Genomic DNA, 14,929 nt, shown 5'->3' on the forward strand with positions numbered 1-14,929 from the left:
GATCAGATATCGAGCACGATCTTGCCGAAATGCTTGCCCGATTCCTGGTGGCGGAAAGCATCGGCGATCTGTTCGAGCGGGAAGTGGCGGTCGATCACCGGCCGGATGCCGTTCGCTTCGATCGCGCGTACCATGTCCTGCTGGTGCCGGCGCGCGCCAACGGTGAGGCCGATGATGCGCTGATTGTTGTGCATCACCATCACCGTCGGCACGTGCCCGCCGACGCCGGCGAGCACGCCGATCAGCGAGATGTGGCCGCCGGTGCGCGTCGCGACGATCGACTGCGGCATGGTGCCCGACCCGCCGATCTCGACGACGTGGTCGACGCCGCGCCCGCCAGTCTTCTCGCGCGCGATCTCGCCCCAATTTTCATGGCTTTTGTAGTTGATGAGGTGATCGGCGCCCATGCCGCGCAGCCGATCGAGCTTCTCGTCGGACGAGGAGGTGGCGATGACGGTCGCGCCCGCCGCCTTGGCGAACTGCAATGCGAAGATCGAGACGCCGCCGGTGCCCTGGACGAGCACGGTGTCGCCGCTCTTCACCTGTCCGTTGACGACCAACGCGCGCCAGGCGGTGAGCCCGGCGCAGGTGAGCGTCGCCGCTTCCGCATCCGAATAGCCGGCGGGGGCGCGGGTGAAGGCGGTGGCGGCGTTGGTGACATATTCGCGCGCGAAGCCGTCCGCCATGTCGCCCGGCACGTCGCCCATCACCGCGCGATCGGGCTCGCCATCCATCCAGTGCGGGAAGAAGGTGGAGACGACCTTGTCGCCGACCGCGAATTCGGTGACGTCCTCGCCAATCTCAACCACCTCGCCCGCGCCGTCGGACATCGGCACGCGGCCGTCGGGGGTGGGGATCATGCCGGCGACGACGGCATAGTCGTGGAAGTTGAGCGAGCTCGCGCGCACGCGCACGACGATCTCGCCGCGGCGCGGCGCCACCCGCTCGGTATCGCCGACCTTCAGCCGATCGAGGCCGCCGGGTTTCTCCAACTGGATCGTGCGCATCGTCTCTCCTCGCGTCGGCGCTTGCGGCCGTCGCGCGCCGGGGTAGGGCGCGGGCGGCGGGCGTGCAACGACAAAGTAAGTCGAAGGGCTTAGATGCCGCGCAGTGTCAGGCGATCGCCTCGAACAGCTGCTGCACGCGTTCGAGCCGCGCCGGCGCCTCGGCGATCGGCTCGCGCAGCAGGAAGCGGTCCTTCGCCGCCTCCAGCCCGGCGGCCTTTGCGTCGATCGTGCTGCCGCGCCGCGGAGTGAGCGCGATCGCTGCGGGACCGGCATCGACGCGCGCGACGCCGCTGCCGATCGCGGCGGCGCGGATGCGCGCGGTGGCGAGCAGCAGCCGCGCCTCCTCGGGCAGCGCGCCGAAGCGATCCTCCAGCTCGTCCTCGAACGCGTCGAGCGCGCCCTCGTCGGTCAACCGTGCGAGGCGGGCGTAGAGCGAGACGCGCAGGTCGACGTCGGGGATCCAATCGTCGGGCAAGCGCCCTTCGAGGCCGAGGTTGAGCTCGGGCGACCAGCGCTCGGCATCCTCGCCGCGCGCCGCGCGCAGCGCGCCCTCGAGCAATTGCTGATACAGCGCGACGCCGATCAGCCGCATGTGCCCGGCCTGCGTATCGCCGAGCAGATCGCCCGCACCGCGCATGTCGAGATCGCGCGCGCTGATCGCGAAGCCCGCGCCGAGCCGGTCGAATGCCTCCAGCGTACGCAGCCGCTTGAGCGTCTTGGGCGCGATCGCATCGTCGGCGTTGGTGAACAGCAGCACCTGCCCGCGCCGGCTGCCGCGCCCGACGCGCCCGCGCAGTTGGTGCAGCTGCGACAGGCCGAAGCGATCGGCGCGCATGATCGCCATCGTGTTGGCGCGCGGCACGTCGAGCCCCGCCTCGATGATGTTGGTGGCGAGCAGCACGTCGCCGTCGCCGCGTCCGAAGCGCACCATCGCCTCGTCGATCTCGGCGGCGGGCATCTTGCCGTGCGCCTCGAGCACGTCGAGCTCGGGGACGAGCGTCGCGAGTTCGGCGGCGAGCGGCGCCATGTCCTCGATCCGCGGCACGACGACGAAGCTCTGCCCACCGCGGCTCTGCTCGCGCAGCAGCGCGGCGCGCAACGTGTCGGGGGCGTAGCTGCCGACCGCGGTGCGGATCGGTTGGCGGCGCGCCGGCGGGGTGGCAATCACAGACAATTGTCGCAGCCCGACGAGCGCCGATTGCAGCGTGCGCGGGATCGGCGTGGCGGACAGCGTCAGCACGTGGCCAGCGGACAGATCGCGCAGCCGCTGCTTGTCCGCCGCGCCGAAGCGCTGCTCCTCGTCGATGATGACGAGCGCGAGATCGTGGTAGGCGATGCCCTTGGCGGCGACCGCGCCGGTGCCGACGACGACGTGGATCGATCCGTCCTTCAGCCCCGCCTTGACCGCCTTCTTCTCCGCCGCGGTCGACAGGCGCGACAGGCCGGCGACGACGATCCCGGTGCCCTCGAACCGCTCGGTGAACTCCTCGATATGCTGGCGCGCGAGCACGGTGGTGGGGGCGGCGAGCGCGACCTGCCGGCCAGCGAGCGCGGCGAGTGCGGCGGCGCGCAGCGCGACCTCGGTCTTGCCAAAGCCGACGTCGCCGACGATCAACCGGTCCATCGGGCGGCCCGAGGCGAGATCGGCGCGTACGGCATCGATCGCGGCGAGCTGATCAGCGGTCTCGGTATAGGGAAAGCCCGCAGCGAAGCGTTCGTAGGCGGCGGTGTCGGGATCGAGGACGGGGGCGGTGCGTGTCCCGCGTTCCGCCGCCAGCGCGGTCAGCTGCCGCGCGGTCTCGGCGATCGCGACATCGATCTCGGCGCGGCGCTTCTGCCAGCTCGATCCGTCGAGCTTGTCGAGCGTGACGGCGTCTTCTTCCGCGCCGTAGCGCCACAGCCGGTCCGCCTCTGCGACGGGGACGAGGCGCACCGCATCGGCGGCGTAGACGAGCTTGATCGCCTCGCCACCGCCCTGCGCCTCTGGCAGCGCCTCGAGCCCGGCGACCCGGCCGATGCCGTGATCCTCGTGGATGACGAGATCGCCGACACGGATCTCGGTCGCCTGTGCGAACACCGGCTCGGCGACGTGCTGAACACCGTCGTCGCGCTCGGCGCGGCTGCCGAGCAGGTCGGCGGCGGCGACCGCGAGCACGCCGTCGCGTCGGAACCCGCGATCGGCGGCCATGGTGAGCGTAACGAAGCTGCCGGGCTTCGCGCGCAGCGCCTCGGCCCAGGAGGAAACGGCGGTCGCCTCCACCTTGAGCACGTTGGCGGCACGGCGCGTCAGGTAGCGCAGGTCGCGCGCGGTGCCGATCAGCACGACGCGCTGCTTCGCCTCGAGCGCGGCGCGGCCTTCCTTGCCGAAGGCGCGCAACGGCGCGGCGCCCTCGACGAAGCGTGGCGGCGGATCGCCGGCACGGGCCGCGTCGATTTGCTCGCGCGTCGCCAGTGCAGCCCGCCACTGGTCCGCATCGAGCAGATCGCGCAGCGCGCGCTTGGGACGACGGCGCGCGATATCGGCGGCGAGCGCGAGCACGCGGCGGCGACGATCTTCCGCCGCCGCACCGATCACCAGCCGCGCGCCGGGCAGGTGATCGATCAGCGCGACGCGTTCCTCCCCGAGCGGCGGCTCGGCGACGCGGCCGAGTTCCTGCCGCTCGATCTCGCCCACGCTGCGCTGGTCAGCGGGATCGTAGCAGCGGATTGCGACCACCTTGCCCTCGTCCGCCTCGATACGCAGCGGCAGGCGCGCGTCGGCGGGGAACACGTCGAGCACCTGGCCGCGCAGCGCGATCTCGCCCGGCTCGTCGACGCGCTCGTCGGCGATGTAGCCGAGTTCGGCGAGCGTCTCGAATAGCGCGGGCAGATCGACCGGCTTGCCGACCGCGACCACCGGCGGCTCAGCAGCGAATTCGGCGGGCGGGGGATAGGCACGCGCGAGCGCCTCACCCGTGGTGACGAGCGCGATCCGCGGCCGCTTCTTGCGCGCGAGCAGGGCACGGAGCTGACGTAGCGCCGAGGCACGCTGGCCGACATTCTCGGGCGAGGCGGGCGCGGCATCGCCGGGCAGCGCATCGCTGCCGGGGCAAAACAGGACGCAGGCATCGGGCACCGCAGCGCCAAGCGCGTGGTCGAGCGCCACACCGCGCGCCTCGTCCGCCGCCGCGACGATCAGATCGCCGTCCGCCAATCCCTCCGCCAAGGCTGCCGCGCTTTCGGCGATGCCGAGCGTCGGCGCGATTGGCGAGGGATCGGGCATGGCGGACCTTTCAGCAGGGAACGGCCCGAACGGGCAGCTACCGGCTGCGTTCCGCCAAGCTGATCTCGATCAGTACGGCGTCAACAACTACGTGATCAGCGGCGCGGCGCGCGCGCTGGCGGACGGCCAGCAGTGGCGTGACGCGGCCCCCCGGTCGGGCGAGCGGCGCCCCCGCTGCGCGGCGCGGCGCTGGGCGGCCGATCGGACACTTCGATCAGCACGTCGTCCTCCGCGCTCGCGGTGCGCGCGACGGCGGCCTGGAACTTGGCGGCGAGCGCGCGCGGGATCTGGAAGGCGGTCTCGTTCGGACCGATGCGGATTGCACCGATATCGTTCTTGGTCAGGTGCCCGCGGCGGCAGATAAGCGGCATGATCCAGCGCGGATCGGCATTCTGCCGGCGGCCGATATTCATGCGGAACCACACGATGTCTTCGAACCCCGGGCGGTGCTTCTCGCGTTGCGCGGCGCGCTGCGCCTCGGGCGTCGCGGCGACGATCTCCTCGGGCGCGGGCATCGCGTTGCGATAGGCGTGGACCAGCGCGGCGGCGATATCCTTCGCGCTCTTCTCCGCCATCAGCCGCTCGATCAGCGGGCGATCCTCCTCGTCGCTCTCGATCGGCGCGAGCAATTGTTCGAGCAGACGGTCGCGGTCCTTGGCGCGGACGTCTTCCGGCGTCGGCGCGTTGGTCCATTCGATTGGGATGCGCGCACCGCGCAGCATCGCTTCGGCCCAGCGACGGCGCTGGAACGGCACGATAAGCACCGCGGTGCCCTTCTTGCCGGCGCGCCCGGTGCGGCCGGAGCGGTGCTGCAGCGTCTCCGCATCGCGCGGCAGCTCAACGTGGATGACGAGGCTGAGCGTCGGCAGATCGATGCCGCGCGCCGCGACGTCGGTCGCGACGCAGACGCGCGCGCGGCGGTCGCGCAGCGCTTGCAGCGCCGCGTTGCGCTCGTTCTGGCTGTGCTCGCCCGACAGCGCGACGGCGGTGAAGCCGCGCTCCACCAGGCTGGCGTGGAGGTGGCGCACGTTGTCGCGCGTGGCGCAGAACAGCATCGCCGTCTCCGCCTCGTGCAAACGCAGCAGGTTGATCACCGCATGCTCGATGTCCGAGGGGCTGACGGTGACCGCCTGGTAGGTGATGTCGCCGTGGCCGCGATCCTCCTCCACCGTCGAGATGCGCAGCGCATCCTTCTGATAGCGGCGCGCGAGCTGGATGATCGGCTTGGGCATCGTCGCCGAGAAGAGCAGCGTGCGGCGCTCGGTCGGCGTCGCGTCGAGGATCGCTTCCAGATCCTCGCGGAAGCCCATGTCGAGCATCTCGTCCGCCTCGTCGAGCACCGCGGCCTTGAGCACGGAAAGATCGAGCGCGCCGCGTTCGATGTGGTCGCGCAGCCGCCCGGGCGTGCCGACAACGATGTGCGCGCCGTGGTTGAGGTTGCGGCGCTCCTTGGAGGCATCCATCCCGCCGACGCAGGTGACGACGCGCGCGCCGGTCGGCCCGTAGAGCCAAATGAGCTCGCGGCTGACCTGCAGCGCGAGCTCGCGCGTCGGCGCGATCACCAGCGCCAGCGGCTCGCTCGATGGCAGGATGCGTTCGTCCTCGCCGACCAGCTCGGGCGCCATCGCGAGCCCGAACGCGACCGTCTTGCCCGAGCCGGTGCGGGCGGAAACGATCAGGTCGCGGCAGGCAGCGTCGGGCTCGAGAACGGCCGCCTGGACCGGGGTGGGCGCTTCATAGCCGCGCGCGGCGAGCGCACCGGCGAGCGGCGCGGGTAGGGTATCGAATGGCATGATTGCCTGCCACATGGCGCTTTTGTGCGTCAAAGCAAGGGCGTTGACCAGCCCGGTGCACTTATCGCGGGGCGATCAACGGCTTAGTGGACGGCAATTCTTCGACGGTGGCGCGGATCAGCCGTCGAGGATCGAATCGATCGCGCTCGCCAGTTCGATGTCGCGTTCGGACAGGCCGCCGGCATCGTGCGTCGTCAGCGTGATCTCGACGCGGTTCCACACGTTGGTCCATTCGGGGTGGTGATCCGCCTTTTCGGCGATCAATGCGACCTGCGTCATGAAGCCGAACGCCTCGGCGAAATCGGTGAACACGATCGAGCGCGTGATCGCGTCGCGCCCCTCGTCATAGTCCCAGTCAGGCAGGGTATCGAGCGCCTCGGCCCGCTCGGTTTCACTCAGCTGATCGACCATCGCGCCTGTTCCTCGCCGCCCGCGCACCCGCTTGTCGCGTGCCCGTGCCCCCGCCTATGGCGAAACGCAATGAGCGGACAAGACCTTCCGGGCGAGGCGCCCTCGCTCGACGCGATCGAGCGCCACGCGCGGCGGGTGATCGAGCGGCTGCCCGCGGCGTTCCGCGCGCATCTCGGCGACGTCGTGCTGCTGGTGGAGGAAGAGGCCGACGCCGAAACGCTGGCGAGCCTAGGCATCGACCACCCGCTCGACCTGTCGGGCGTATATCACGGTCGGCCGGTGGGCGAGAAATCGGCGTTCGATAGCGGCGGGATGCCCGATCGCATCCACCTCTACCGTCAGGCGATTCTTGCCGAATGGTGCGAGACGGGGGTGCGGCTCGACGATCTGGTGACGCACGTGACGATCCACGAAATCGGGCATCATTTCGGGCTGAGCGACGACGACATGCATGCGCTCGAGGATCAGGTGGCGGATTGAGCGGCGCGCTGGCCGCGGACGATGTCGCGTGCCGGCGCGGCGGGCGGCTGGTGTTCGCCGGCGTCTCCTTCGCGCTGGGAGCGGGCGACGCGCTGGTCGTCGCCGGGCCCAACGGCTGCGGCAAATCGAGCCTGCTGCGGCTGCTGGCGGGGCTCGCCGCGCCGTTCGCGGGCACGCTCACCCGGCACGGTGGCGTCGAACTGCTCGGCGAGGCGAGCGCGCTCGACGGCGAGTTGCGGCTCGGCGATGCGCTGACCTTTTGGGCGCGGCTCGACGATCGTGCGACGGCCACGGCACGCGTCGCGGCGGCGCTTGACGATGTCGGGCTGGCGGCGCTGTCGGACGTGCCGGTGCGGCTGCTCTCGACCGGCCAGCGGCGGCGCGCGGCACTGGCGCGGGTGATCGCGGGCGACGCGGCGATCTGGCTGCTCGACGAGCCGGCGAGCGGGCTCGACGCCGCCTCGATCGGGCTGCTGGAGACGGTGATCGCGCGCCACCGCGCGGCGGGCGGCATCGCGGCGGTGGCGACCCACCAGCCGATCGCGCTGCCGCAGGCGCGCGCGATCGATCTCGCGGCGCATCAGGCCGCGGCGGCATGATCGCGCTGATCTGGCGCGACGTGCGACGCGGCTATGGCGGCGGCGGCGCGACACTGACGGTGGCGTTCTTCCTGCTCGTCGCGATCCTGTTTCCGTTCGCGATAGGCCCCGATGCCGCGCTGCTCGCGCGCGTCGGCGGCGGAGTGATCTGGGCCGCGGCGCTGCTCGCCGCGCTGCTGCCGATCGAACGGCTGATCGGCCCCGATCTCGACGCCGGGGTGATCGATCAGCTGGCGGTGCGTGGCTATCCGCTGACGGGCGTGGCTGCAGCGAAGGTGGTGGCGCACTGGTTGGCGTTCGCGCCGCCGGTGATGGCGGCGGCGTTGGTGGCGGCGGGGCTGCTCGCGATCGATGCGGCGACACTCGCACGGATCGAGCTCGGGCTGCTGCTCGGCACGCCGGGCCTCGCGGCGCTCGCGGTGGCGACGGGCGCGCTGACGACGGGGCTGCGCGGCGCGGGCGCGATCGCGGGGCTCGTGATGCTGCCGCTCGCCATCCCGCTGCTGATCTTCGGTGCGGGCGCGGTGGACGGCGGGGCGGGCGGGCTGAAGCTGCTCGCCGCGGTGAGCCTGCTGCTGGTGGTAGGGGCGCCGATCGTCGCCGCGGGGGCGATGCGCGTCGCGATCGAGTAGTGCCGCGCGCGGACGCTAGCGCAGTGGCTTGCCCGAATCCTTCCAGCGGTCGAGGATCTGCGACTCGGCCGTGGCTGCCGGCGCAGCGCCGTTCGCGATCAGGGCGCCGCTGTCCTGATGCGCCGGCTGGATCTGCGCCGGGGCGGTGACTGGCGGCGGGACGGGCAGCGGCCGCACGAGCGCGATGGCGGGGAGCGTGATCGCCGCCTTGGGCAGCGGACCGGGCACAGGCTCGTTGCCGCGATAGCGCTGGTGGAAGGCCGAGGCGGTGCCCCAATAGCCTTTCCAGCGGTGGAAAAAGTGCGCGCCGATCGCGTCGGTCATCACCAGCGTGCGGTTCCACGCCGGGGTGACGGCATAGGTGTGATAGTGCGTCGCCAGCCCGACCGGCGCGAAGACATAGCCGCCGAGCGCCGCCGCCGCGTTGCGCACGGCGCGTGCCCAGGCCGAGCGCGACGGGATGCGCGCCATCGATCCGTCGCAGGCGTAGCTGAACTGGCACCCGCTCGCGCGGTCCGACCCCTGGTAGATCACGCCGCAGACGGTGGCGGGGAAGGCCGGGTGGCGAACGCGGTTGAGCACCACCTGTGCTACCGCGCGTTGCCCGTCGTCGGGCTCCGACGCGGCTTCATAGTAGATTGCGCTCGTCAGGCACTCGAGTGCGCGTGCGCGATCGAGGCTCGAGGCGGCGCGTAGCGTGAACGGGGCGGCCGGCGTGATGCCGCTGTCCGTTGCCTCGACCAGCGCACCGGCCGGAAGCGCGCCAACAGGGATCGGCGGCAGCGCGGCAGTGCCGGTGGTGCCCCCCCCGGGGGAAGCAATTGCTGCCGGATCGGGCGCGCGCGCGGGTGCTGCGGCAGGCGGTGGTACGCGATGCTGACGCGAGGCGGCGGCGGGAACCGGCAGCATCGTGAACAGCGCCTGCGCCAGCAGCGCGATGATCGCGACGATCGGCGCGGCGATCAGCGCGGCGCGGCGCCACTTGCGGCGCGCCGAGGGGCGCATCGCCTGCTTCAGCGCGGCCCGCTCGCTAGGGTGCAGCGCGACGTAGCTCATCCACCCTCCCTCCGGCACGGCTGCGGCAAAGGCACCGCGCGCGAGCAGATACGCACGATGCGTGAAGATTTCGCCCGCTGTTTGCGGCGTGTGCCGGGGTGAGACGAAAGGTGGTTAACGCAAGCGCCTAGGCGGCGCGGGACTTACTTCGGCTCGGTCGGCGGTGGCGAGGCCGAATTGCTCAGCATGTTGTCGGCGCCATCGTCGGGCAACGGGGCGGTGGTGTCGGACGGCGCGGTGGTCGACGATGCGGGGCTAGACGGGGCAGCGCCGTTCTCGAGCACGGCGGAATTGTTGCTCGGCTGCGCCGGGGCGGCAACCTGCGCGAGCGCGGCGGAGGACAGCGCAATGATCGCGACGCTGGCGGTGGTGGCGAGGCGCATGGAAGGCTCCTAAAATCGGATCGGTTCGGGTCAGGGCTGCGGGGTCGACGGGAGCGCAGTGGCGGACGGGGGCAGTGCTCCGCCGCCGAGCCGCTGCACACCGCCTGGCCCGTCGACCGTCGTCGAGGTCGGCGGCGGACCAAGTTGCGCGGTTGCGGCACGCGCCGACTGGTCGCTACGCTGCCGGTCGAGCGCGGTACGTGTGTCACGGAGCGTCGTCGGCGATGACGACAGCGACCGGTCGATCGCGTTCGGCGTGATACGGCGCGCTAGCGTGTCGACGACCTGCGCCGATCCAGCACCGGCGGCGCTCGTCGCGACGAGGAACAGGGGAACGAGGCGCATGGCGGATACTCCTGCCGCAAAGGACGCGCCGTCGCGCCGAGGGTTCCGTGGCACGCGCGGAAGGCCCGGCCGCCAGCGACCGTGCCTCCCTTTGCGATGCTACGCGATCAGCGCTGCGGCGGGGCCGTCGGGGTGGTCGCCTGCGGATCGACCGGAGCGGGCACGGTAGCCGACGGATCGGTCGGTGTTGTCGTTGCGGCCGGGTCGCTCGTCGTCGAGCCCGACGTGCCGCCGCGCCGCGTCTTCTTGCTCGCGCGTTCGGTGGGTGCGGGGTCGGTGGACGGCGCGGTCATCGTGTCGGTCGCACCCGGCACCGTCGACTGCGGCATGCCCGACGCGGGGGTGCCGGTGGTTGCGGTCTGCGCCGATGCGGCGGCCGGCAGCGCGAGCGCAGCGGCGGCGATCAATAGAATCTTCATGGCGACCCTCTCCTTGGTTGTCGTCCCCCAAACAACGGATCGCGAGGGCGCAAGGTTCATCGGCCTGCCCCGTATGCCGCCCGGCCTGTCAGCGTTCGGTGAGAAAGACACGCCTTTCCGCGTGAGAAGTGCGCGTGAGCGGTCAGCCGCACTGCGCGCGGTGAAGCAGCGCCTGATCGGCGAGGACCAGCGCCATCATCGCCTCGACGACGGGAACGCCGCGGATGCCGACGCACGGATCGTGCCGCCCCCTGGTCGCGATCTCAGCAGCGGCGCCGCCGCGCGTGATCGTTTCGACCGGCGTCAGGATCGAGCTGGTCGGCTTGAACGCGACGCGCAGGCGGATCGGCTGGCCCGTCGCGATCCCCCCCGCGATCCCGCCGGCGTGGTTCGACAGGAACGCCGGTCCCGCGGCATCGGCGCCGGGGCGCATGCGATCGGCATTCTCCTCCCCCGACAAAGCGGCCGCGGCGAAGCCGTCACCGATCTCGACGCCCTTCACCGCGTTGATCGACATCGCGGCGGCGGCAAGCTCGCTGTCGAGCTTGGCGTAGAGCGGCGCCCCCCAGCCGGCGGGCACGCCGGTCGCCTCGCACGCGACGATCGCGCCGAGCGACGAGCCGGCCTTGCGCGCGGCATCGACCTTCTCCTCCCACCGCGCGGCGGCTGCGGGATCGGGGCAGAAGAAGGGGTTGGCGTCGATCAAGGCGTCGTCGAACGCGGCGGGATCGATCGCGTCGCCGCCGATCGCCTCGACCCAGGCGCGTATCCGAACCTGCGGAATGACGGCGCGGGCGACGGCGCCGGCGGCAACGCGCGCCGCCGTTTCGCGCGCCGACGATCGCCCGCCGCCACGATAATCGCGAAAGCCGTATTTCGCGTCATAGGCATAATCGGCGTGGCCGGGGCGATACGCCTCGGCGACCTCGGAATAGTCCTTCGAGCGCTGATCGACATTCTCGATCATCAGGCTGATCGGCGTGCCGGTGGTGCGTCCGTCGAACACGCCCGACAGGATGCGGACCTGATCGGGCTCGCGCCGCTGCGTGGTGAAGCGCGAGGTGCCGGGACGGCGCTTGTCGAGCCACGGCTGGATATCGCCCTCAGCGAGCGCGATCCCCGGCGGGCAGCCGTCGATCACCGCGCCGAGCGCGGGCCCGTGCGATTCGCCCCAAGTGGTGAAGCGGAACACGCGGCCGAAGCTGTTCCAGCTCATGCTGCGCTCAATCGCGCGAAGGCCAGCGCGTGATGCGCGGCGTCGCGCACGCCGCACGGCACGAGCCCGCCCTGCAGCGGCAGCGCCATGAAAAGTTCGCCGGCATAGGGCGAAGCGAAGTTGCGCGCGACGGCGGCGTCATAGCCGAAGCGACCGTAGAAGGCGGGTTCGCCGAGCACGAAGCTGAGCACCACGCGCGCCGCCTCGAGCCGTTCGTGTGCGGCGTGGATCAGCGCGTCGGCCACCCCCTGGCGGCGATAGGCGTGCGCGACCGCGATCGGCGCGAGCGCGACGGCGGCAACGCTGCGGTCGTTGACGCTGACCGCCATGCGGCTGAACACCACCGCGCCGACGATCTCGCCCGCTTCCTCGTCCTCGGCGACCATCGTCAGCACCATGTCGCCCGCAAGGCACAGTTCGCGCACCAGATCGGCCTCGTCCGGCGCGGGAAAGCAGCCGCGCAGCAGCGCGTCGATGCGCGGCACGTCGGCGGCGGCGGCGGGGCGGATCGCGATCGTCATCAGACGAGCGAGATGTCGGGCGCGTCCTCCGCCTTCATACCGATGACGTTGTAGCCGGCGTCGACGTGGTGGATCTCGCCCGTCACGCCGCTGGCGAGATCACTGAGGAGATAGAGACCGGCGCCGCCGACATCCTCGATGGTCACGTTGCGCTTCAGCGGCGAATTATGCTCGTTCCACTTCAGGATCAGGCGGAAATCGCCGATTCCGCTCGCCGCCAGCGTTTTGATCGGCCCGGCCGAGATGGCGTTGACGCGAATGTCGTCGCGCCCGAGATCGACCGCCAGATACTGCACGCTCGATTCAAGCGCCGCCTTGGCGAGCCCCATCACGTTGTAGTGCGGGATGACCTTCTCGGCGCCGTAGTAGCTCAGCGTCAGCAGGCTGCCGCCGTCGGGCATCATCTTTGCCGCGCGCTGGCAGACGGCGACGAACGAATAGACGCTGATGTTCATCGTCATGAGGAAATTGTCGAGGCTGGTATCGACGAAGCGCCCGCGCAGCTCGTTCTTGTCGGAAAAGCCGATCGCGTGGACGACGAAGTCGATCGTCGGCCACGTCTCGGCGAGTTTCGCGAAGGTCGCGTCGAGCGCGGCCATATCGCTTACGTCGCAATCGTAGAGGTGCGCCGTGCCCAGCTGCTCGGCGAGCGGGCGCACGCGCTTCTCCATCGCTTCGCCTTGGTAGCTGAAGGCGAGTTCGGCGCCGGCGTCGGACAGCTTCTTGGCGATACCCCAGGCGAGCGACTTGTCGTTGGCGAGCCCCATGATGAGCCCCCGCTTTCCTGCCATCAATGCGTTCACGTTGCTGCCTTCGCTCCCGACGGGGTGGGCGTTTGCTCTAGCCCGTTCTCCGGGGGTTCCGCCAGTGCCGCGTTGAGATGCGCGCCGAAGACGAGGCCGAGCCCGATCAGGTAGAAGAACAAGAGCATCACGACGACGCCCGCGAGGCTGCCGTAGGTGAGATCGTAACCGCCGAGGTTCGACAGGACGAGCGGGAGCCCCGCGGTCATCCCGATCCACCACGCGGCGGTGAACATCGCGCCGGGCCATTTGCGGTTGGTGGAGTAGCGGTACTTGCTGGGGGTGACGAAGTAGAACAGCATGTAGAGCGCGCCGAACATGACGAGGCCGGGGATCGCGCGACTGATCCCGATCCAGCCGGCGACATCCTGCGCCCAGGGCACCAGCTTGTAGATAAACTGTTCCGCCGCGAGCAGGATGCCCTGAACGAGGAACGAGAGGAGCGCGAGGATCACCGAGGCGACGATGCCGAGGCTGAGCCCAAGCCGCGCGCGCCACAGCGCCTGCGTGCTGTGCGTGCCGTAGGCGCGGCGGAAAATCTCGCGGATCGTCTCGACAAAGCTGCCGACCGTCCACAGCCCGACGAGCGCGCCGAGCCACAGCAACGAACCGGTGCGCGCGGTCAACACGTCGGTGATCGGCTTGCGCAGGATATCGCCGACGTCGGCGGGCAAGACGTGGAGGAAGGATTCGACCGCGGTGCGCGCCTCCGCGCTCTGCCCGAAGACCGACAGGACGGCGGCGGCGACGATGAAGAACGGAAACACCGTCATCAGCGCGAGATAGGCAAGGTTGCCGGCGTGGATGAAGCCATCGGTATAGACGCCGATGCTGGCGCGCTTCAGCACCTCATAGGCGTAACTGCCGGGCTTCACCTTGGCGAGCTGCCGATCGAGCCGAACGCGCGCCGGCCCGTGATGCTTGCGATCCTCCGGCGTCAGCGCGATCGTCGCGTCGGTCAATGATCCTGCCCCCCTGTTGACGTAGATCAGACGCCCATGTCGGTGCGCGGGTTCCCGGCCCCCGACCAGCCGTCGACAAACGCGGCGAGCGCGGCATCGTCGGCGGGGATGTCAATCATCAGCGTGACGAGCTGGTCGCCGCGCGTCCCGTCCTTGCGGTGGAAGCCCTTGCCCTTGAGGCGCAGCGTGCGGCCAGACGACGATCCCTTAGGCACGGTGAGCATTACCGGCTTGTCGACCGTCGGCACCTTTACCGGCCCGCCCTTCACCGCCTCGGCGAGCGTGATCGGCAGATCGAGCCGCACATCGTCGCCGTCGCGCGTGAAGTAGCGATGCGGCTGCACGTCGATCGTAACGATCGCATCGCCCGCGCCGCCCGGCCCAAGCTCACCCTTGCCGGTGAGGCGCATCTGCGTGCCGCTCTCGACCCCGGCAGGGAGCTTCAAGTCGATCGTCTTGCCGTCGGCGAGCGTGATCCGCTGCGGCGCGAGCGCGGCGGCATCGACGAAGGGGACGCGCAAGCGATAGGCGGCGTTGGCGCCCTTGGGCGGCGGGGCGGCACGCTGCCGCCCGAACCCGCTGGAAAAGCCGCCGCCGCCGAAGCCCCCCGCGGTGCGCCCGCCGAACAGCCCTTCGAACAGGTCGGACACGTCGACGCCCTCGCCCGCGCCGCCGAAATCTTGGCTGCGGAAGCCGCCGCCCGGGTGGCCGCCGCCGAACCCCGCACCGAACGGCGAGGCGGGATTGCCGTCACCGTCGATCTCGCCGCGGTCGAAGCGCGCTCGCTTGTCCTTGTCGCTTAACAGATCGTACGCGGACGTCACCTGGCTGAAGCGTTCGGACGCCTTGGGATTGTCCTTGTTGCGATCGGGATGCAGCTCCTTGGCGAGCTTGCGATACGCCTTCTTTATGTCCGCCTCGGAAGCGCCCCGCGCGACGCCGAGGGTAGAATATGGATCCGCCATTGGTGCCCCGGTTGGTGTATTATGCGACTATGTGGGGGAGAGTAACGCAGCGCGCAATCCGCGTCGTTCGCGATG

16 protein-coding genes are annotated in these 14,929 nt (G+C 70.6%); 3 read left to right on the forward strand and 13 right to left on the reverse strand.

Going from position 1 to position 14,929, the window contains the following annotated elements:
• Window positions 1-2: 2 nt before the first annotated feature.
• The 4 genes from B7L05_RS00105 to B7L05_RS00120 all read right to left on the reverse strand — a co-directional run bounded on the left by B7L05_RS00105 (window position 3) and on the right by B7L05_RS00120 (window position 6,473).
• Complete coding sequence (locus tag B7L05_RS00105; RefSeq protein WP_085808190.1) at window positions 3-1,007, reverse strand: NAD(P)-dependent alcohol dehydrogenase; 1,005 nt, start codon at window positions 1,005-1,007, stop codon at window positions 3-5.
• A gap of 106 nt (window positions 1,008-1,113) precedes the next feature.
• Window positions 1,114-4,269, reverse strand: coding sequence for a helicase-related protein (locus B7L05_RS00110; protein ID WP_085808191.1), 3,156 nt, complete (start codon window positions 4,267-4,269; stop codon window positions 1,114-1,116).
• A 95-nt stretch (window positions 4,270-4,364) separates the two neighbouring features.
• Window positions 4,365-6,062: a DEAD/DEAH box helicase gene (locus B7L05_RS00115; RefSeq protein WP_085808402.1), complete on the reverse strand. Its 1,698-nt coding sequence runs from the start codon at window positions 6,060-6,062 to the stop codon at window positions 4,365-4,367.
• A 117-nt stretch (window positions 6,063-6,179) separates the two neighbouring features.
• Entirely contained in the window at window positions 6,180-6,473 is a 294-nt protein-coding gene (locus B7L05_RS00120; protein WP_085808192.1) for a 4a-hydroxytetrahydrobiopterin dehydratase, read from the reverse strand.
• A 69-nt stretch (window positions 6,474-6,542) separates the two neighbouring features.
• Between B7L05_RS00120 and B7L05_RS00125 the strand changes: the two genes are divergently transcribed.
• From B7L05_RS00125 to B7L05_RS00135, 3 genes are read left to right on the forward strand one after another with little or no spacing between them, the layout of a single operon-like run.
• Window positions 6,543-6,953 carry a metallopeptidase family protein gene (locus B7L05_RS00125; RefSeq protein WP_144037050.1) on the forward strand — a complete coding sequence of 137 codons (411 nt, stop codon included), beginning with the start codon at window positions 6,543-6,545 and terminating at the stop codon, window positions 6,951-6,953.
• On the forward strand, window positions 6,950-7,552 hold the full coding sequence (gene ccmA / locus B7L05_RS00130; RefSeq protein ID WP_179187068.1) for a heme ABC exporter ATP-binding protein CcmA: 603 nt from the start codon (window positions 6,950-6,952) through the stop codon (window positions 7,550-7,552). Before B7L05_RS00125 ends, ccmA begins: the two co-directional genes overlap by 4 nt.
• Window positions 7,549-8,184 carry a heme exporter protein CcmB gene (locus B7L05_RS00135; protein ID WP_085808194.1) on the forward strand — a complete coding sequence of 212 codons (636 nt, stop codon included), beginning with the start codon at window positions 7,549-7,551 and terminating at the stop codon, window positions 8,182-8,184. Before ccmA ends, B7L05_RS00135 begins: the two co-directional genes overlap by 4 nt.
• Before the next feature lie 15 nt (window positions 8,185-8,199).
• Here B7L05_RS00135 and B7L05_RS00140 read toward each other — a convergent pair whose 3' ends face one another.
• From B7L05_RS00140 to B7L05_RS00180, 9 genes are all read right to left on the reverse strand, one after another.
• Window positions 8,200-9,240 carry a cell wall hydrolase gene (locus B7L05_RS00140; protein ID WP_256926538.1) on the reverse strand — a complete coding sequence of 347 codons (1,041 nt, stop codon included), beginning with the start codon at window positions 9,238-9,240 and terminating at the stop codon, window positions 8,200-8,202.
• 143 nt (window positions 9,241-9,383) lie between these two features.
• Entirely contained in the window at window positions 9,384-9,623 is a 240-nt protein-coding gene (locus B7L05_RS00145) for a hypothetical protein (protein WP_085808195.1), read from the reverse strand.
• Between the two features lie 30 nt (window positions 9,624-9,653).
• Entirely contained in the window at window positions 9,654-9,968 is a 315-nt protein-coding gene (locus tag B7L05_RS00150) for a hypothetical protein (protein WP_085808196.1), read from the reverse strand.
• Window positions 9,969-10,075: 107 nt separating this feature from the next.
• Window positions 10,076-10,387 carry a hypothetical protein gene (locus B7L05_RS00155; protein WP_085808197.1) on the reverse strand — a complete coding sequence of 104 codons (312 nt, stop codon included), beginning with the start codon at window positions 10,385-10,387 and terminating at the stop codon, window positions 10,076-10,078.
• Window positions 10,388-10,529: 142 nt separating this feature from the next.
• Window positions 10,530-11,603, reverse strand: a complete 1,074-nt coding sequence (gene aroC, locus B7L05_RS00160; protein ID WP_085808198.1) for a chorismate synthase — start codon at window positions 11,601-11,603, stop codon at window positions 10,530-10,532.
• Window positions 11,600-12,124: a GNAT family N-acetyltransferase gene (locus B7L05_RS00165; protein WP_085808199.1), complete on the reverse strand. Its 525-nt coding sequence runs from the start codon at window positions 12,122-12,124 to the stop codon at window positions 11,600-11,602. The genes aroC and B7L05_RS00165 overlap by 4 nt, the downstream gene beginning before the upstream one ends.
• Window positions 12,124-12,927, reverse strand: coding sequence for an enoyl-ACP reductase FabI (gene fabI / locus B7L05_RS00170; protein WP_144037051.1), 804 nt, complete (start codon window positions 12,925-12,927; stop codon window positions 12,124-12,126). The genes B7L05_RS00165 and fabI overlap by 1 nt, the downstream gene beginning before the upstream one ends.
• On the reverse strand, window positions 12,924-13,889 hold the full coding sequence (locus tag B7L05_RS00175; RefSeq protein WP_144037052.1) for a YihY/virulence factor BrkB family protein: 966 nt from the start codon (window positions 13,887-13,889) through the stop codon (window positions 12,924-12,926). The genes fabI and B7L05_RS00175 overlap by 4 nt, the downstream gene beginning before the upstream one ends.
• 26 nt (window positions 13,890-13,915) lie before the next feature.
• Window positions 13,916-14,854: a DnaJ C-terminal domain-containing protein gene (locus B7L05_RS00180; protein WP_085808202.1), complete on the reverse strand. Its 939-nt coding sequence runs from the start codon at window positions 14,852-14,854 to the stop codon at window positions 13,916-13,918.
• Between the last annotated feature and the right edge of the window lie 75 nt (window positions 14,855-14,929).

The organism is Sphingomonas sp. TZW2008 (assembly GCF_002117915.1).
In the GTDB taxonomy this organism is placed as follows: Bacteria; Pseudomonadota; Alphaproteobacteria; order Sphingomonadales; family Sphingomonadaceae; genus Sphingomonas.